Source organism: Selenomonas ruminantium subsp. lactilytica TAM6421 (genome assembly GCF_000284095.1).
Lineage (GTDB): Bacteria > Bacillota > Negativicutes > Selenomonadales > Selenomonadaceae > Selenomonas_A > Selenomonas_A lactilytica.
On record NC_017068.1, the window covers coordinates 1,533,254 to 1,550,275 of the forward strand.

General features: G+C 51.6%; 15 protein-coding genes and 5 tRNA genes. All 20 read left to right on the forward strand.

The annotated features are described in order from the left end of the window. Nucleotides 1–120: 120 nt before the first annotated feature. The 20 genes from SELR_RS07495 to SELR_RS07590 all read left to right on the forward strand — a co-directional run bounded on the left by SELR_RS07495 (nucleotide 121) and on the right by SELR_RS07590 (nucleotide 16,887). Entirely contained in the window at nucleotides 121–1,440 is a 1,320-nt protein-coding gene (locus tag SELR_RS07495; protein WP_014424614.1) for a sensor histidine kinase, read from the forward strand. Nucleotides 1,441–1,719: 279 nt separating this feature from the next. Then, a complete protein-coding gene (locus SELR_RS07500; protein ID WP_014424615.1) occupies nucleotides 1,720–3,045 on the forward strand; it encodes a WG repeat-containing protein in 1,326 nt (441 codons plus the stop codon). A gap of 3 nt (nucleotides 3,046–3,048) precedes the next feature. Further along, the gene (locus tag SELR_RS07505; protein WP_014424616.1) at nucleotides 3,049–4,791 is read left to right on the forward strand and encodes an MATE family efflux transporter; all 1,743 of its coding nucleotides are present in this window, start codon (nucleotides 3,049–3,051) and stop codon (nucleotides 4,789–4,791) included. 5 nt (nucleotides 4,792–4,796) lie between these two features. Then, on the forward strand, nucleotides 4,797–6,965 hold the full coding sequence (locus tag SELR_RS17770) for a SpoIIE family protein phosphatase (RefSeq protein WP_014424617.1): 2,169 nt from the start codon (nucleotides 4,797–4,799) through the stop codon (nucleotides 6,963–6,965). Nucleotides 6,966–6,967: 2 nt separating this feature from the next. Then, nucleotides 6,968–7,384 carry an ATP-binding protein gene (locus SELR_RS07515; protein WP_014424618.1) on the forward strand — a complete coding sequence of 139 codons (417 nt, stop codon included), beginning with the start codon at nucleotides 6,968–6,970 and terminating at the stop codon, nucleotides 7,382–7,384. A gap of 77 nt (nucleotides 7,385–7,461) precedes the next feature. Then, on the forward strand, nucleotides 7,462–9,333 hold the full coding sequence (locus SELR_RS07520; RefSeq protein WP_014424619.1) for a condensation domain-containing protein: 1,872 nt from the start codon (nucleotides 7,462–7,464) through the stop codon (nucleotides 9,331–9,333). Between the two features lie 16 nt (nucleotides 9,334–9,349). Next, nucleotides 9,350–9,649: an STAS domain-containing protein gene (locus SELR_RS07525; protein WP_014424620.1), complete on the forward strand. Its 300-nt coding sequence runs from the start codon at nucleotides 9,350–9,352 to the stop codon at nucleotides 9,647–9,649. 3 nt (nucleotides 9,650–9,652) lie between these two features. Beyond that, nucleotides 9,653–10,273 (forward strand): hypothetical protein, encoded by a 621-nt coding sequence (locus SELR_RS19120; protein ID WP_014424621.1) that lies wholly within the window; start codon nucleotides 9,653–9,655, stop codon nucleotides 10,271–10,273. A 71-nt stretch (nucleotides 10,274–10,344) separates the two neighbouring features. Continuing rightward, complete coding sequence (locus SELR_RS07535) at nucleotides 10,345–10,827, forward strand: hypothetical protein (protein WP_014424622.1); 483 nt, start codon at nucleotides 10,345–10,347, stop codon at nucleotides 10,825–10,827. 119 nt (nucleotides 10,828–10,946) lie between these two features. Further along, a tRNA-Asp gene (locus SELR_RS07540) sits at nucleotides 10,947–11,023 on the forward strand. Nucleotides 11,024–11,026: 3 nt separating this feature from the next. Continuing rightward, nucleotides 11,027–11,102 (forward strand) — tRNA-Gly (locus SELR_RS07545). Between the two features lie 6 nt (nucleotides 11,103–11,108). After that, nucleotides 11,109–11,182: transfer RNA gene (locus tag SELR_RS07550), tRNA-Cys, on the forward strand. Between the two features lie 10 nt (nucleotides 11,183–11,192). After that, a tRNA-Gly gene (locus SELR_RS07555) sits at nucleotides 11,193–11,268 on the forward strand. Between the two features lie 7 nt (nucleotides 11,269–11,275). Then, nucleotides 11,276–11,349, forward strand: a tRNA-Cys gene (locus SELR_RS07560). Between the two features lie 110 nt (nucleotides 11,350–11,459). Further along, the gene (locus SELR_RS07565; RefSeq protein WP_014424623.1) at nucleotides 11,460–12,029 is read left to right on the forward strand and encodes an NUDIX domain-containing protein; all 570 of its coding nucleotides are present in this window, start codon (nucleotides 11,460–11,462) and stop codon (nucleotides 12,027–12,029) included. After that, a complete protein-coding gene (locus tag SELR_RS07570; protein ID WP_014424624.1) occupies nucleotides 12,030–12,656 on the forward strand; it encodes a site-2 protease family protein in 627 nt (208 codons plus the stop codon). A gap of 7 nt (nucleotides 12,657–12,663) precedes the next feature. Continuing rightward, complete coding sequence (locus SELR_RS07575; RefSeq protein WP_014424625.1) at nucleotides 12,664–13,389, forward strand: segregation and condensation protein A; 726 nt, start codon at nucleotides 12,664–12,666, stop codon at nucleotides 13,387–13,389. Continuing rightward, complete coding sequence (gene scpB / locus SELR_RS07580; protein ID WP_014424626.1) at nucleotides 13,382–14,005, forward strand: SMC-Scp complex subunit ScpB; 624 nt, start codon at nucleotides 13,382–13,384, stop codon at nucleotides 14,003–14,005. The genes SELR_RS07575 and scpB overlap by 8 nt, the downstream gene beginning before the upstream one ends. Next, nucleotides 14,002–16,482: a U32 family peptidase gene (locus SELR_RS07585; RefSeq protein ID WP_014424627.1), complete on the forward strand. Its 2,481-nt coding sequence runs from the start codon at nucleotides 14,002–14,004 to the stop codon at nucleotides 16,480–16,482. The genes scpB and SELR_RS07585 overlap by 4 nt, the downstream gene beginning before the upstream one ends. A gap of 183 nt (nucleotides 16,483–16,665) precedes the next feature. Then, the gene (locus SELR_RS07590) at nucleotides 16,666–16,887 is read left to right on the forward strand and encodes a hypothetical protein (protein WP_014424628.1); all 222 of its coding nucleotides are present in this window, start codon (nucleotides 16,666–16,668) and stop codon (nucleotides 16,885–16,887) included. The last annotated feature ends 135 nt before the right edge of the window (nucleotides 16,888–17,022 follow it).

The following is a 17,022-nucleotide window of genomic DNA, read 5'->3' on the forward strand; positions in this document are numbered from 1 at the left end:
CAATGTTTTTGCAAAAGTAGCCGAAATATATCATAAGTGGTAAAATGGATAACAGAAAATTTATTGCGAATTTTATCGGAAATTATACGACGTAGCTATTGTAGAAAGTGAGGATTAGGAATGGAGTATCTATTCGCGTTGGCATTAGTTTTCTTGCAGTTTAGCGGCGTTTGGCTTCGCTATCTTCCCTTTGCCAAAAGCGTTTCCACTGCACAGCGGCACAAATTGCAGCAGTTTACAGCTGGTTGGGGCTTAGTGGCATTTTTTATCTATGCTGCCGTTATGACGATGTATGATGGGGAGGTTCTGCGCTTCAAGTTGTTGGTGGCCTTTGGCTGGGTGCCCTTTTTTCTGATTGCGTATTACTGCATTCCCCGCGGTTTTGTACAGCATCTATTTGTGCTGGGCATGCAAAGTCTGTTTTCGATATTGCTGCATACCGTCAGCGGTTTTGTGGTCGGGGCAGTGCTGCCGGTTGATTATGGTGAACGCATGCATATGCTGACACTTATCAGCTGCTATTTGCTTTTGTTCCTGCTACTGATTCCGTTGGAACGGCGGCTGTTTGTCAAGCTGGTGCCGGCGCAGCGATTTTTTCAGTACCGGTATTTGGGCCTGTATATTGCACTGATGCCATTGGTGGTTTTATTTGCCTATGCACTGCCCATGCTGGACGGCCAGCTTTATCATAGCGTGCCTGAACGTGTAGGTCGTTTGGCATTGCCTATCTTGTTCTTCCTGATTTTCCGTTTGGTGTTGAATTCTGCGCATCATATGTCCGAACACACAGCCGAGGTCCATCGCAATAATCTGCTGGCCCAGCAGCTATATTCCCTGCGGGAGTATACGCGTCTGACAGAGGAGCGGCGGCAGACCTTGCGTGTTCTGCGCCATAATATATGTCATTACAATCAATTGCTTAGCACGTTGTTGGACAGCGGGCGCATCAGCGAAGCCAGGCAGCTTGTGGATAAGCAGGCGGCGGAGATTGAGCGTATGATGATGCGGGATTTTTGTGCCAATGATCTTGTCAATGCGACCTTGTCGATCTATCACTATCATCTGGGCACTCTGGAGATTCCTCTGCAGCAAAAGATCGATTTGCCCAAGGATATGACTGGCATGGATACGGATGTGGCTATTGTCCTGTCCAATCTGTTGGAAAATGCCCTGCATGCCAGCATGAGGCAGCCAGTTATGGATCGTGCAATCAAGGTGTCAGCCCATTATGAGAACGGGAAATACATACTGTCAGTTGCCAATCGTTTTCAGGAGCCTTTGATGTTGGATAGTGATGGTCTGCCGTATAGTGATGAACCGGGGCATGGTACGGGGATGATCGCTTTGCGTGCCTTTATCCGCAAGTATAGTGCCCAATGTGATTTCCAGCAGCAGGATGGCTGGGTTACGGTGATGCTTTGCTGGCATGGGGAGGATTAGTTTTTTATTTGGCTGTTGCCGGTCGTAATTGACATGTCAATCCGTAATCGCCTCTGCGAACGGAATACCGGCGGCCCGGCTCTTTTTCTCAGGCCGAGCTTATCAGCCGGCTTGGGGGGGAGTCTGCGGCCATCTCCCGTACCATAAGACCATATTTTCAGCCAATAGGCAGGAAAAAGGTAATAATAAGAGAATAACATATCCCTATAAGGATATTACTGATTATACAATGGGCGGCAGCAAGGAAACTGCCGCTTTTTAGTTAGGGAGGGCTTGCAAATGAACGTGTGGAAAATAAGCCTGTCTGTGGCAGTGACCGCGTGTATTTTGGTCAGCGGAGCCGGTCTGCTGCATGCGGAACCTCTGGCTGTGGTACAGGAACATAATCTATGTGGTGTGATTGATGGAACGGGGAATTTTCGTGTGCCCCTTGGCTATGAGCGGATCGTGCCCTGGAAAAATGGTGGCCTGATCGTAAAGAAGGGGGAGTTCTGTGGTGTATTGGGACAGGACGGCAAAGAGATTGTCCCAATACATTATATCAACATCCTCATTCCGGATCATGGGAAAACGTATCTGGTGGAAAACGATGAAGCTCATTGGGGGGCATACAGCAGCGAGGGGAAAGAGATCCTGCCGGTCTGCTATGATGAGATCACCGCGGTGGCGCAGGGAAATGACTACTTCGGTGTCCGCAAGGGAATTGATTGGCAGTTTGTCCGCGCGGATGGTTCCCCAGTGAGCACAGAAGTATTTGCTTATATCGGCGAGTTCAGCGAAGGGATGACTGTCATAAAGCAACAGAATAAGTGGGGCTATGCCAATACAAGAGGCGAAATCGTATTGAGCCCGCAATATGAGGGCGCCAAAAACTTTTCCGGCGACTTGGCTGCGGTGAAGAGCCAGGGAAAATGGGGTTTTATTGACCAGCAGGGCATCATGAAGATCCAGCCGCAATACAGTGAAGTGTATGCCGGTTTTGCCGAAGGGCTGGCGGCTGTGCAATCACCGAAGGGCAAGGGCTATATAGACAAGCATGGCAATCTGTTGCTGCCGCGGGAGTCGCGTTATCTCGGCCAATTCAAAGAGGGCGTGGCAGAGATCCATGAAGTGAAGAAAAAGCTGGATGTATGGCGGACATTGGCTTATGGAGCGAGCGTAGCCCTGGGCAGCATCGGTCTGCCACCGAAGAATGCCTTGAAGAGTAACGAGAAGCGCGGTTATATCGATCGGCAGGGCAGGGAAGTCGTTCCCACCACTTATGATGAAGTCGTGCCTTTTTCTGATGGCATGGCACTGGTACGTAAAGATAAGAAATGGGGCGCTGTGAGCAGGGATGGCAAAATGAGCATCCGCCCGCAATACCTGGCTATGCGGCCTTTTGGTGAAGGCGTGGCGGCTGTGCGTACAGACAGCAGCTGGCAGCTGATCGACAAGAACGGGAAACTGCTACGAAAACTGACGGCGGACGTCACAGATGCCGGTGTTATGTCCAAAGGTCTTTTGCCCGTTTGCCTTGGGGGAAAATGGGGTTATATGAACCAGGAGGGCGAAATGGTTATCGCACCTAATTTTGCACAGGCAGGCAGTTTCGTGGAGACATAAGTTATGCAGCGCAATGGGATATTGGTATGGCAGAAGTATCGGGAATATCTGGGTTCGACGATGGGGTTCATCGTATCGTTGTATCTGGCCGCTATCGTCGATGGCATTCTGGTGAGCCAGCTGCTGGGACCGGCGGCCTTTGCGGCGATCAACCTGACTATGCCCGTTTACTATGCCCGGAATATTATCTTCTTTCTCTTTGTGGACGGAGGCGCAACCTTGGCCGCGCAGTTCATCGGTTCCCGGAACTGGGCTGCCTGTGACAAGGTATTCACGCTTTCCATTGGCTGGGGAACGATTGCGTTGTTGCTGTTGGGGCTTGGCGGCTCGATCCTTGCTGAACCCTTGGCGCATTGGCTGGCAGGGGATAGTTCTCTGTCTGGCATGGTGCAGGCTTATCTGGTGCCCTTGTGGCTCACGGGGCCATTGCTCATTCTGACCAATGGCGTAGCGGCGTATTTGCGGCTGGAAGGTGAACACAAGCTGGCTATTGCCATCCCCGTGGTGGCCAACCTCTGCAATCTGATCTTTGACTATATCTTTATGGCTGTACTGGACTGGGGGATTGCTGGTGCAGGCTGGGCTACAGGCGCAGGCTATGCCTGTTCGCTGTTGCTTTTGCTGCCCTATCGACAGCGGTCAGAGCGGGCATGGCATTTCGTATCCCTGACGGCTGCGGACAAGCTGCTTTTGCGGCAGCTGATGGCTGTCGGTCTGCCCATGTCCATCATTCCCCTGGGGCTGGTAGTGCGTTATTTTGCCATCAACAGCATGGCCGTGGATTATATGGGGGATATGGGCGCTTTGACGGTGTCTTTGTGCAATGCTGCCCAGCTTTATGCCCTGATGTTTGCCGATGGTTCCAGCACGGCGCTGTCCAATGTCTGCGGCGCCCTTTATGGGGAAATGGACAAGGAGGGAACCATCCAGGTACTGCGCAGGGCTCTGCACCTGACTTTTGGCTTGTGTCTTTTGGCGTTTACCCTGATTGTTTGCTTTCCGGCAGAGTTTATGGGCTTTTATGGTGTGGCAACGGAACGCATTACGCCGGAACTCATCCTGGATCTGCGCATAAGCCTGCTTTATATGCTGGTGCTGGCACATGTGTTCATCCTGCGGGCGTTTTATCAAGCCACGCGGCAGGAGCGGGCGGCAACCGTGTTTTCCCTGCTGGAAGGCGTGGTGTTGGTGGTGCTCTTGTTCTATGGGATGTCAAGGTTCAGCTATACGCTGATGTGGAGTGCGCCGGCTTTGGCAGCATTGCTTTCTTTGGGCTGGCTGATCATTCATATGCGGCGTAAAGCCAGGGAACAGGGGATAAACAGTTTCCTGATGCTGCAGGCAGATACTGATGTTTGGGAAATAAGCATTCCGGCTACGGTGGAGGCAGCTACCCAGGCTGCGCAGGCTGCAGAGGATTTTTGCGGGCGGCATGCAGGTCTGTTGGATTCCCGTCAGGCCTATGCGGCCCAATTGACCATAGAGGAATTATGCGTCAACATCGCGAATTATGACAATAGGGGTGAAAATGGCCATATCGATGTGTTCCTGCGTCTGCAGGAGCAGGCAATCCTGGTCAAGGTAAGGGATGCCGGCAAGCCCTTCAATCCAGTGAAGTTTCTGGATGAGCATGGTGAAGAATTTTCTGGTTTGTTGATGGTGCAGAAGCTTACTTCCAAGATCGAATATGTACGTATCTTAGGTTTCAATACCACTATTGTCACAATTGGAAAGCGAAGGGGATGAGATGGATGAAAAGACGCAGTATCCGCCAGCAGGTACAGAGGCTGGTGCTTTTGTGCAGTGTAGTATCTGTACTGCTTCTGGGGGCCATGGCTTTGCTGGGCATGTTGGGCGCCCGGGAAAATTCCCTGCGTGATGGACGGGAAATGGGGGAAGAGGCGGCCCTTACGGTCAGCAATACATTGAAACAGAATGCTGAGGCACATCTGCAGGTTTTTGCCGGAGAAAAAGCCAGCCAGATTGCCCTGGAACTGCAGCGCATTGCTGACCGTACGGAACTCGTGAGACGGGAAATCAGCTGGCTGCGCAGTCATGCGGGAGAACTTACGCCGCGCAGCATCAGCGAACCGCGCCGGGAAAACGCCGGCAAACTGGCAGCGCAGCTGGAATATGCGGCAGATGTCAACAAGGAAGCACTAGCTGAGGAAATCGGCCTGACGGCTAATCTGCAGGATCTCATGCTGCAGGTCGCGGCACAAAATGGCGAGGGAACGGCGATCAGCGTGGCCTCGAAGAATGGTTTCACGATTTCCGTGGATGCGGATTCCGCCGCCCGCTTTGCCAATGATGCGTCCAATACCCCCTTGACCTTCAATGCCACGAGCCGTCCCTGGTACCGGCTGGCGCAGAACCAGGGAAAGCTGACCTTTACGGAAGTCTATTCGGACAGTTTCAGCGGCGGCTTGCGTATTGCCTGCACCATGCCTTATGAGGTGAATGGCGAATTTGCCGGTGTGGTAGCCATGTCCACTTATCTGGAGAATATCAGTCAGCTGGTGCTCAATGCGCAGACCGACACATGTTTTGTATTGGATGATAATGGTCATATCCTGTTCTACAAGGATGAGAACAATATGATCAAAGATGTGGATTCCAAGCAGGATCTGCGCACTTTGGATAATGCAGGGATGGCGGAAGCGATAAAGGCGATGACGCAGGGAGAAAAGGGCGCCCGCAACGTGATCATCAATGGCAAGGAATATTATCTGGCTTTTGCTCCGATCAAGCAGGTGGGCTGGAGTTTTGCCGCTGCCATTGATGCGGATGAGGTATTGAAGACCGAGGAACAGGCGCGGGAGGATGTGCTGGCGATTGCCCGGAAAAACGTAGGCAATATGAATTCCTATATGACGCTGATCATGCTGGCCATGGCGGTGGTGATCCTGGTGATCATTGCTGGTGTGACCTGGCAGGGCAGACGTATGGGGAACCGCTTCGTCCATCCCATCATGGAGCTTTCCGATGGTGTGCGGGAGATCGCCAGCGGCAATCTGGACAAGAAGCTGGAAATCAATACCGGTGATGAGATCGAGCATCTGTCCAAATGCTTCAACGCCATGACCGATGAATTGCAGTCGTATATGAAAAATCTCACCAAAGTGACGGCAGAAAAAGAGCGCATTGCTACGGAGCTCAATGTAGCCACCAATATCCAGGAGAGCATGCTGCCGAATATCTTCCCGCCTTTCCCTGATCGGTCGGACTTTGATATTTACGCCACCATGCATGCGGCCAAGGAAGTGGGCGGTGATTTCTATGATTTCTACATGCTCGATGAGAATCATGTGGTCATCACTATCGCCGATGTGTCAGGCAAGGGAGTTCCCTCAGCGCTCTTCATGGTGATATCCAAGACCATCCTGAAAAACTTTGCCCTGACCATGACGGGCGAAAATGACTTGGCGGCGGTGGTGTCCTGCACCAATGACCAGCTCTGTCAGAACAACGATGCCATGATGTTTGTTACGGCTTTTGTGGGGATGCTCGATGTCAAAACGGGGAAATTTGTCTATGTAAACGCGGGGCATAATCCCCCCTTGCTCTATCGTCATAAAGAGCAGAAATTCACCTATTTGCAGGTCAAACGGAATTTCGTCATGGGTGGCATGGAAGAGATGGATTATCAGGGACAGGAACTGATGCTGGAACCTGGTGATAAGTTGTTCCTGTACACGGATGGCGTCACGGAGGCATTAAGTGAAAAAGAGGAACTGTTTGGAGAGGAACGTCTGCAAACGTGTTTGAATGCGTCTGCTGCTAAACCCATCAAGGATCTGATGGCTGATGTCAATAAATCTTTGTCGCAGCATGTCGGTCAGGCAGAACAGTCAGATGATATCACCATGCTGGCGCTGGTCTATAATGGTCAGACGGAATCGTTGCCGAAGGAGGTGTAAGCATGTCACAAACAAGGGAGATCAGCCTTGACGCTACCGTAGAGAATCTGCCCCAGGTCAATGCATTCGTGGAAACCTTTTTGATTGAACTGTCCGCTGCACCGAAAGCACAGATGCAGATCGAACTGGCGGTAGAGGAAATTTTTGTCAACATTGCCCATTATGCCTATGGCGGGCAGGTCGGGCAGGCTGTTGTGCAAGGGAAGGTCTTAAGTGAGCCGGCAGGGCTGGAACTCGTTTTTATCGATCAGGGCCAGCCCTATGATCCCCTGGCCCGGGAAGAACCGGACATCGATCAGTGCGTAGAGGAGCGAGCCGTGGGCGGGCTGGGAATCTATCTGGTGAAGAAAAACATGGATGAAGTCCATTATGATTATCAACAGGGGAAAAACATTCTCACTTTGCGGAAGTATTTTTAGCAGGAATTTTCTGGCGAAAGGCGAAATTAAGATAAATAGTAGTTAATATCAGCATCCACAGTAAGAGGGGTGTGTTTATGGAATTGCCAAGAATGCATGTCACAGACTTGCCGGCAGCTGAGCGCAATGTGCTCGAACAGCTTTATGGCGGGCAGATGACGGAGGATCAGGGATACTCGCCAAACCATATCGTCTATGTGCGGGAGCTTTCCGCAGTGGAGAAGTCCCTGTTCAGCCATACGTTGACCATACAGCCTGTAGGCGCCATCCTGCAGAATCTCTATAAATTGAAAGGCAGACTCTCGCCGGCCCGCTTTACCCGGGCGGTGAATCAGATGACGATGAAGGAAGATGCCCTGCGGCTGAATTACTGTGCAGTTGGCGGGCGGCTGCTGGCGGTGGTCCTGAAGGAACGACAGCAGAATACCGCCGTGATTTTCCGCAATATCGAAGGGGTAGATGGTGAGGAACTGGATGCCACCTTGCGGCGGATCATGGATGCTGATCTGCGTCAGGGGTTTGACAGCCGCAATGGCTGTCTCGTGCGTTTTTCCGTCTTCCATACCAATCAGGATGAATACGCTGTGCTGGTGACGGCGGTACAGGCGGTGCTGACCAATTTCGATGTGCGGCAGGTCTTTGCTTTGGCGATGGATCTGCCTTGGCAGGAAAGTCCGGTGCAGATGATAGCGTCACAGCCGTCATTGGGTACTGCCGCGACTTCCGTGCGGGATTATTGGAGCAGGATACTGGACCATTTTCCCCGCCATTGTCAGATCCCTAAATATATGCCAGGGGGTGGCCGTATCCATAAGCAACGGGCTTATATAGCCCGCGTGCCGGCTAATATCCTGTCGGATCTGCGCTTGCGGGCTAAATCCAATAAACGTATGTTATTGTCCATTTTGCAGACAGCCTGGGGCTTTTTGCTGCAGATGGAAAACAAATGCCAGGATGTGGGCTATTGCCTGCTGGTACCCCGCCGTGAACGGGCAGATTCGAGCCTGGGCAATATTCCCAGCCTGGTGCCGGTCCGTTTGCAGGTGCAGGGAAAGCCCACCGTACAGGAAATGGTGACCAAGGCATTCCAGCAATTTGTCATCTCTCAGCCTTATGCCAATATGGGGAGGGAGGATATTGAGGCAATCATTGGACAGGAAAATAAGGCGTTCGATCATTTCCTGAATTTCTGCGACTTTTTCTGTGAGTCCAGATCCTTTGGGGAAGTGACTGGCGCTCCTACGGGCAAGCTGATCATGCAGAATTCCTGGGATGGCCGTGACAGCCGGTTAGGTCTTAGTTTCCGGTTGGAGAATCATCAGCTGATTTTCACCATGCTCTATAATGAAGGGGATTTTCCGGGCAGGAATATGGAACTGTTGGTGCATGAATACCTGCTGGTATTGCAGCAGATGCTGACCGATTGGAATGCACCTTATCCTGATTTCATGCAGCACCTGCAGCAGCGGCAGCAGGTGGAAAATGATGCCTCAGGCAATAGCGAGGCTGAAAACCGGGCTGTTATGCAGGATTATCTGTCCCGTCTCACGCTTTTGCAGGAATGTGATCATGGCATCATCCAGCTCTTTATGGATCATGCTCACCTGGTCATGCTTTTTGAGGGAGACCGTATTGCGGAAGAGCAGATTGAGGAAAACCTCGTCTTTCTGGTATCCGGACGGGTGGCCCGCAGCATCGAAACCGGGGATGGCTGGTATTATACGCTGGATATACAGAAGGAAAACAGTTGGCTTAATGAAACGGTATTGCTGCCCGAGCGGAAAAGCCGCATGGCAGCAGAAGTGCTGACGGAACAGGCTGTCATTCTGACTGTGGCACTGCCTTCAGCGGCCTTGATTTTGGAAAAATCCCCGCTTTTTGCGAAAAATATCATCAAACACATCAGTAAACAGATGGAAAAATATCAGCGCTTATGGATTCAATCTTAAGAGGAGGCACACTGAAATGGAAATCAAAAAAGAACAAGCAGGCACGGCTTTGACTATTATTTTGACTGGTCGTTTGGACGCAGTTTCGGCGCCGGAACTGGATAAAGTCGTGCAGAATGAGTTGGCGGGCATCACGGAACTGACATTTGATTTCAAGGAACTCGTATATGTGGCATCGGCAGGCCTGCGGGTACTGCTGCTGGCACAGAAGCGCATGAAGAAGCAGGGAACGATGAAGCTTATCCATGTGAATCCCGATGTGAAGGATGTGCTGGAAATGACAGGCTTTATCGATTTTCTGACCATCGAGGAATGAAATATGCAGACGCAAAAGATCACGATAAACAGCAATGGAAATGGAATGCCCTGGGCATTGGATATGGTGGAGGATTTTAGCCGGGATATGGGCTTTGATGAGCGCAGTGCCCGGCGCACCCGCCTGCTGGCGGAGGAAACCATGAGCATGGTGCGTGCCATCGTGGGGGAGTTCGTGGCTGAATTCTGGATGGAGAGCAAACCAGAGTGCAGCTGCATCCTTCATTTGCACGCAGATTCGCTGATGAATTTTGAGAAGAAACAGGAGCTCATTGAGACCTCGTCACGGCAGCGCAATGAGGCTTCTGTGGGCATCATGGGCAAGATACAGGACTTCATCGAGGACAGTCTCTACAGTATGGAGTACAGCCAGCGGGTAACCATGGGCGGATCAGAAATCATGAGTCTGGGTGGTGTGGCCCTGGCGATGGATGGCTATATGTGGTCCCTGGATAAGTACCGGGAAGATGTGGAACAGAAAAGCGATGAGGAAGCAGCAATGGACGCCGCTCTTGAGGAATTGGAAAAATCCATTGTCGCCAATATCGCCGATGATATCCGGGTGTATGTCAAGGGCAATACCATTGAAATGATCATTGAAAAAAATTTTCCTGTGATACCTTAGGACAAAGACCTTGCCCCAGGCAAGGTCTTTCTTGTATAATTGTGAAGTAACAATGAACGCGGAGGTGCACCATGAATAGACGCAGAATCGTTAGTGGCGGAATCCTCGGTCTGTTGCTGCTCGGAGCGGCTACGGCTTTTTTATGGCCGAAAGAGTCCCCGCAGGCCCCGGCCAGTCAGCAGATAACCGAAACCACAGTGGCCACCCGAAACGAAGCAGAGACAAAAATCAACAGAATCCCTGAGCCTCAGCAGGAAAAGAGAACGGAAAAACCGGAAGTAAAACCCATCAAGGACGTGTTTGTCTACACCTTTGAGGGCGAGAAGGTCTTTATTGTGGCAGGTTCTGTCACCAGCAATAAGAACAGCCAGGAATGGCAGGCCAAGATAAAGAATGTCAACAGCAAGGGTGAGGCGCAGCCTGTGCAGTCTGTATACTTCAAGCAGGAAGGCACGCAGATCCTCACCCGCAGTGACAAGAGTCAGTGGCGGGATATCGATGAAATGGACCGCTCCCTGTTCAATAAAGTCGTGGATATTTCCGGCAATTATTAAGCACTTGAAATAAATTTATAAAGTTTTTTATAAAATTTGTAATTTAGGTGTTGACAAGGCAGGGGGTTATCCGTATAATAATACATGTCGCTGAACGACAGCGGCGAAAAAGTAAAGACGGCCCGGTAGTTTAGTTGGTTAGAATGCCGCCCTGTCACGGCGGAGGTCAGGGGTTCAAGTCCCCTTCGGGTCGCCACTTGCGGAAATAGCTCAGTTGGTAGAGCACCACCTTGCCAAGGTGGGGGTCGCGAGTTCGAGTCTCGTTTTCCGCTCCATATTATGGCGACATAGCCAAGTGGTAAGGCCGAGGACTGCAAATCCTCTATCCTCAGTTCGATTCTGAGTGTCGCCTCCAATTTCATACTGCGGAAATAGCTCAGTTGGTAGAGCATCACCTTGCCAAGGTGGGGGTCGCGAGTTCGAGTCTCGTTTTCCGCTCCATTATTATGGCGACATAGCCAAGTGGTAAGGCCGAGGACTGCAAATCCTCTATCCTCAGTTCGATTCTGAGTGTCGCCTCCATAATGAAATGCAAGCCTTCTCCTGCTTGATGGGAGAAGGCTTTTCTGTATTGAAGTCAGCGGACAAATATTGTAAAATATGTAGTATATGAATTTGGGGAGGCTGTATTGATGGCAGTGACAGACAAGGATTTAGACAAAGAGTTGGTTGAAGAAAAAATCAGCAGCGAAGATATTTTTGATGGCAATCTGCTTCATGTGAAGCGTGATACGGTGAAATTGCCCAGCGGCAATGAAGCCACGCGGGAGTGGATCAAGCATCCCGGCGCTTCGGCCGTGATTCCTGTGACGGAGGATGGCCAGGTTATCCTGGTGAAGCAATACCGTTATCCGATCGGCCGCATCACGCTGGAGATTCCGGCGGGCAAGCTCGATGCGCCGGATGAAGATCCGCTCTACTGTGCAACCCGGGAACTGTCGGAGGAGACGGGCTATGAAGCGGACAGCATCACGAAACTGACGACCGTGGCAACGACGGTTGGTTTTTCCAATGAATACATCCATATCTATGCGGCAGAAGGGCTCAAAGCTGGCAAGCAGCATACGGACGAGGATGAGTTCATCAATGTGGTGAAGATGCCGCTGGAGAAAGCCGTGGAGCTGGTACTGAACGGCGAGATTTATGATGCTAAGTCGGTGACGGCAATTCTGATGCTGGAACGCAGCCGGAGGGAGAAATAAATGTTTGATTTCAATCCAATGACAATTATTGCAGGCCTGCCAGGGCTGATCATCGCCATGGTCATCCATGAGTATGCCCATGCCCAGGTGGCTGTCTGGTTAGGCGATTTCACACCGCGGCTCATGGGGCGGTTGACGCTGAACCCCAAAGCGCATATCGATCCGATTGGTATGCTGATGCTGTTTTTGGTGCATTTTGGTTGGGCTAAGCCTGTGCAGATCAATCCTCGTAACTTTAAAAATCCCCAGCGGGATGATATTTTGGTGTCGCTGGCCGGCCCCATGGCTAATTTTGTCACGGCTTTTCTGGCCTTGGTGGCGCTGCTGGTGTTTGACCGTATGGGCGGCGATATGACGACCGGCGTCTATATGGTCTTCCGTTTGATTATCGAGTATAATATCGGCTTTGGCATCTTCAACCTGATTCCGCTGCCGCCTCTTGATGGTTCCCATGTACTCATGCAGCTGCTGCCCCGGGATATGGCCTACAAACTGGCAGGTTTGGAGCGCTATAGCTTCCTTATCCTGATCGTGCTGCTGATGACACCGGTGCTCAGCATGATCCTGATTCCCTGCCGCAATCTGATCTGGCAGATTTTCCGTTTATTGTTGAGTCCCTTTATCTGATTCACAAATGGAAGATTACAAGATTAAACTCGATGCCTTTGAAGGCCCTATGGACCTTCTGATGCATCTGATCGAAAAGAACAAGATTGATATCTATGATATTCCCATAGCGGAGCTGACACGGCAGTATTTGGATTACCTGGACAGATTCCGGGAGTTCAATATGGAGATTGCCAGCTCCTTTCTGGTGATGGCGGCAACATTATTGCAGATCAAATCCCGCATGATGCTGCCTAAAGCCTCAAAGGAAGAAGGCGAACCGGAGGAAGATCCCCGCTTTGAACTGGTACAGCGGATTCTGGAATACCGCAAATTCAAGCAGGTGAGCCAGGTGCTGGGGGATATGGCTGGTGTACAGGAGCGGTTTGTGGCCCGGGAGCCCATGGAATTACCGGTACATCACCTGCCGCCAGGAAATCTGTCGCTGGATTTGTTGGTGGATGCTTTCCGCACGGTATTGTCCGTGGAGGAGGAGCTAACCATCCCCAAGGCCTTGGTGGAACCGGAGGAATACAGCATCAAGGGCAAGATGGAGGACATCATCCTGCTCCTAGGCCGCAGCCGGGGTAAATTGCTGTTTTCCGAGGCTTTTCACTCGGGAACGCGCAGCGAACTGATCGTGACTTTTCTGGCGCTGCTGGAATTGATGAAACTCCGGACGGTTACAGTCAAGCAGCAGCGTTCTTTTGCGGAAATCTATATCTGTGTCCGGGAGGAGGAAGTTCATGCCTGAGAAAGAACGAGCAGAAATATCGGCAACAGGGCTGGTGGAGGCGGTGCTGTTTGCGGCAGGCAATCCCATGAGCGTGAAGGAAATCGCCCATATCATGGAGCTGGGCGTGATAGAAACCCAGAATATATTGACCCGCCTGCAGGCAGAACTGGATGAACGGCATAGCGGTCTCACCCTGCGGCAGGTAGCGGGGGGCTATCAACTTGCCACCCGGCCCGAGGCTTATATGACGGTGGAACGGCTCAGCCAGGTCGTGGACCGGAAGATTTCGGCACCGACTATGGAAACCCTGTCCATTGTGGCCTTCAAACAGCCAATCACGAAGGCGGAAATCGAAAATATCCGCGGTGTGCGCGTGGAGCGTGCCCTGCAGAAATTATTGGAATTGGAGCTTATTGCCGAAGTGGGCCGCAAGCCTGTATTGGGGCGGCCGATACTTTATGGTACGACGGATACCTTCCTGCGTTGCTTTGGGATAAACACCCTGGCAGATCTGCCGGAGCTGCCCAGTACAGAAGAGGCTGTGGCAGCGCTGGACAATGATCAGATGGAACTCTTCCAGGAGATGCAGCATTTGCAGGAAGCGGAGAAACAAGATACGGAGGAAATGGAATGATTGAATTACTAGCCCCGGCTGGCAGCCGTGAAGCGCTGATTGCCGCTGTGGAAAGCGGGGCCAATGCGGTCTATATGGCCGGCACGCAGTTCGGTGCCCGTGCTTATGCCAATAATTTTGATGAGGATGGCCTGCGTGAGGCCATCCGTTTTGCGCATTTGCGGGATGTGCTGATCAATGTCACCGTCAATACCATCGTAGATGACGAGGAAATCCCGGCGCTTAGGGAATATCTGCTATTCCTGCGGGATGCAGGCGCAGATGCGATTTTGGTGCAGGATCTGGGCGTGGCGAAGATCGCCCGGGAGATTGTGCCTGATATGCCCCTGCATGCCAGCACCCAGATGACGGTGCACAGTCTGGAAGGCGTACTGGCTTTGCAGGAATTGGGCTTTACCCGGGTGGTGCTGTCCCGGGAAATGTCCTTGAAGGAAATCGCTCATATCTGCGCCAACTGTGATGTGGAAATCGAAGTCTTTATGCATGGGGCACTTTGTGTCTGTTATTCCGGCCAGTGCCTTATGAGCAGCATGATCGGCGGCCGCAGCGGCAACCGGGGGCGCTGTGCTCAGCCCTGCCGACTGCCCTATACGCTGGTGGATGAAAATGGCCAGGATGTGCTGGGGGATAAGGCAGGCAATTATCTGCTTTCGCCCCGGGACCTCAATACCATTGATGTGATTCCTGACCTGATCAAGGCAGGCGTGGCTTCCTTGAAGATCGAGGGCCGCATGAAGCGTCCGGAATATGTGGCAACGGTAGTAGGTACGTACCGGGCTGCTATTGATCTGTATCTGACCGGTCAGGATTATACGATTGACCAGTCAGCCCGTGACAATCTGGCGCAGATCTTCAACCGTGACTTTACCACGGCTTATCTCGTGAACCGCCCCGGCAAAAAGATGATGAGTGACCGCCGTCCCAATAACCGGGGCCTGCTGATTGGCCGGGTTACTGCCTACGACTGGGATAAGCGGCTTGTGACGGTGAAACTTTCCGGCAGATTGGCGTTGGGCGATCAGGTGGATTTCTGGGTGAAAGTTGGCGGCCGGGTAACGGCGACCATCAACGAGATGTCAGATGTCAAGGGCAGGCCGCTAACCTTGGCAGACAGTGGCGATACGGTATGTTTTGCCATTCCTGCTGCCGTCCGTGACCATGACCGGGTATTCAAGGTCTATGATGCCCAATTGATGGAAAGCGCCAAGGAAAAATATGCCAGTGGTGCACCTGTGCGGCGTATCCCCATTACGGCGGAAGTCAAGGCGACAATCGGCGAGCCCTTGACGGTCATCCTGCGGGATAATGCCGGTCATATCGGTCAGGGCAGGACGGAATTCATCGGGGAGGCGGCGAAAAAACGCCCCCTGTCGGAAGAGGTTATCCGCAAGCAGGTGGACCGTCTGGGCACCAGTGTTTATGAGCTAACGGAACTGCAGACGCAGATCAGCGGTGAAGTCATGGTACCCATGAGTGAGATCAACGAAGCCCGGCGGCAGGCTGTGGAAATGTTGGATGCTCAGCGTTTGGCTCATTATCCGCTGCGGGTAAAAAATCCGCAGCCCTTCCAGGCAGAACCCGCTGCGCAGACTACAGCGATGCCTCGCTTGCTGGTGGCCGTGGACAATCTGGAAAAGATGCGCGCAGCCATCGCCGGCGGCGCCGATGGCATTATCTTTGGCGGTGAATCCTACGAGCACGAAGCCTTGACTGTCATGGATTATGAAAAGGCCTGGCACTTGGCGCAAAAAGCTAAAGTGCGTCTTGATTTCAATCTGCCGCGTATCATGCGGGATGATTTCCAGCCCTTCTTTGAGAAAATCCTCACGGCGGCGAAGAAATTCCCGCCTGCGGCCGTCCATGTCCATAACATCGCCCAGCTGCATCTGGTTAAAAGACTGACGGATTTTGCCATCCATGCAGATTACAGCCTGATTTCCTATAACAAGAGCATGCTGGCGTTCCTCAGGGATTATGGTGTGGCGTCGGCTACGCTGTCGCCGGAACTGAAATGGCAGCAGATGGAAGCGCTGGCAAAGGAAAGTGCAATACCCTTGAGTGCCATTGTCCATGGACGCTTGGAACTGATGGTCTCCGAATACTGCGTGACAGGCAGCTTCTTAGGCAATGCAGGCGAAGGCCTCTGCAGCCATCCTTGCACCGCAGGCCGTTATGCCTTGAAAGACCGCAAGGAGGCCCTGTTCCCCCTGCGTATGGATCAGTTCTGTCACATGCACGTGCTAAACAGCAAGACCTTGTCCATGCTGCTCCATGCCATGAAGTTCAAGGGCGCGGGAATCAGGACGCTGCAGATTGAGGCCAAGGCCATGGATTGCAAGGAAATCGAGGCCATCGTGAAGGCCTATGTCCAGGCTATGAAACTGCCGGCAAATCTTGACGAAGCCCAGGAAGATGCTCTGAAACGTCAGGAAGGCCCGGATATTACCCGTGGTCATTATTTCCGCGGAGTACAGTAATAAATACAAATATAAGTAAGTTTGCATAAAAGAGCGCAGAGCGCATTGTTGATAATAGACAATGTGCTCTGCGCTTATTTTATTGCAAAAAATGATAAAACTTAGCATATCTGGGGATAAATATGATATTTTTTCACATAATGTCTTGTGGGGGGATGTGCTAATATAATAGAGAATAACAGAATGGAACAAAGAACCGAAGCAGAAATCGACCTCGGCAGACTCATGCAAATACTTTACGCCCGCAAAAAGGCAGTGGGAACTATCGTCGGCGGCTGTATGTCACTGGCCTTTGGAACTAATGGTGGCGATGAACTCTTTCGGCAATATCCCCGCATAAAGAAAAGCCATCTAAATCAAGCGACAATTCTCATTACTGTTGTATATCAAACAGGTCGAGATTAGAATGCTTACTTTTGGGGGCTGATCAATTATAGACTAACGATAAGCTAAAAACACTTCAGAAAAGTTGTGCTTACTTATGATATTGTATAAAACACCCCATAATGGTTGTGGTTTTGAGCTAAATACCTCGGAAAA

Bases quoted from the DNA above. Each gene is read 5' to 3' on its own strand.
- SELR_RS07495 (WP_014424614.1), top strand. From the start codon at position 121: ATGGAGTATCTATTCGCGTTGGCATTAGTTTTCTTGCAGTTTAGCGGC.
- SELR_RS07500 (WP_014424615.1), top strand. From the start codon at position 1,720: ATGAACGTGTGGAAAATAAGCCTGTCTGTGGCAGTGACCGCGTGTATT.
- SELR_RS07505 (WP_014424616.1), top strand. From the start codon at position 3,049: ATGCAGCGCAATGGGATATTGGTATGGCAGAAGTATCGGGAATATCTG.
- SELR_RS17770 (WP_014424617.1), top strand. From the start codon at position 4,797: ATGAAAAGACGCAGTATCCGCCAGCAGGTACAGAGGCTGGTGCTTTTG.
- SELR_RS07515 (WP_014424618.1), top strand. From the start codon at position 6,968: ATGTCACAAACAAGGGAGATCAGCCTTGACGCTACCGTAGAGAATCTG.
- SELR_RS07520 (WP_014424619.1), top strand. From the start codon at position 7,462: ATGGAATTGCCAAGAATGCATGTCACAGACTTGCCGGCAGCTGAGCGC.
- SELR_RS07525 (WP_014424620.1), top strand. From the start codon at position 9,350: ATGGAAATCAAAAAAGAACAAGCAGGCACGGCTTTGACTATTATTTTG.
- SELR_RS19120 (WP_014424621.1), top strand. From the start codon at position 9,653: ATGCAGACGCAAAAGATCACGATAAACAGCAATGGAAATGGAATGCCC.
- SELR_RS07535 (WP_014424622.1), top strand. From the start codon at position 10,345: ATGAATAGACGCAGAATCGTTAGTGGCGGAATCCTCGGTCTGTTGCTG.
- SELR_RS07565 (WP_014424623.1), top strand. From the start codon at position 11,460: ATGGCAGTGACAGACAAGGATTTAGACAAAGAGTTGGTTGAAGAAAAA.
- SELR_RS07570 (WP_014424624.1), top strand. From the start codon at position 12,030: ATGTTTGATTTCAATCCAATGACAATTATTGCAGGCCTGCCAGGGCTG.
- SELR_RS07575 (WP_014424625.1), top strand. From the start codon at position 12,664: ATGGAAGATTACAAGATTAAACTCGATGCCTTTGAAGGCCCTATGGAC.
- scpB (WP_014424626.1), top strand. From the start codon at position 13,382: ATGCCTGAGAAAGAACGAGCAGAAATATCGGCAACAGGGCTGGTGGAG.
- SELR_RS07585 (WP_014424627.1), top strand. From the start codon at position 14,002: ATGATTGAATTACTAGCCCCGGCTGGCAGCCGTGAAGCGCTGATTGCC.
- SELR_RS07590 (WP_014424628.1), top strand. From the start codon at position 16,666: ATGGAACAAAGAACCGAAGCAGAAATCGACCTCGGCAGACTCATGCAA.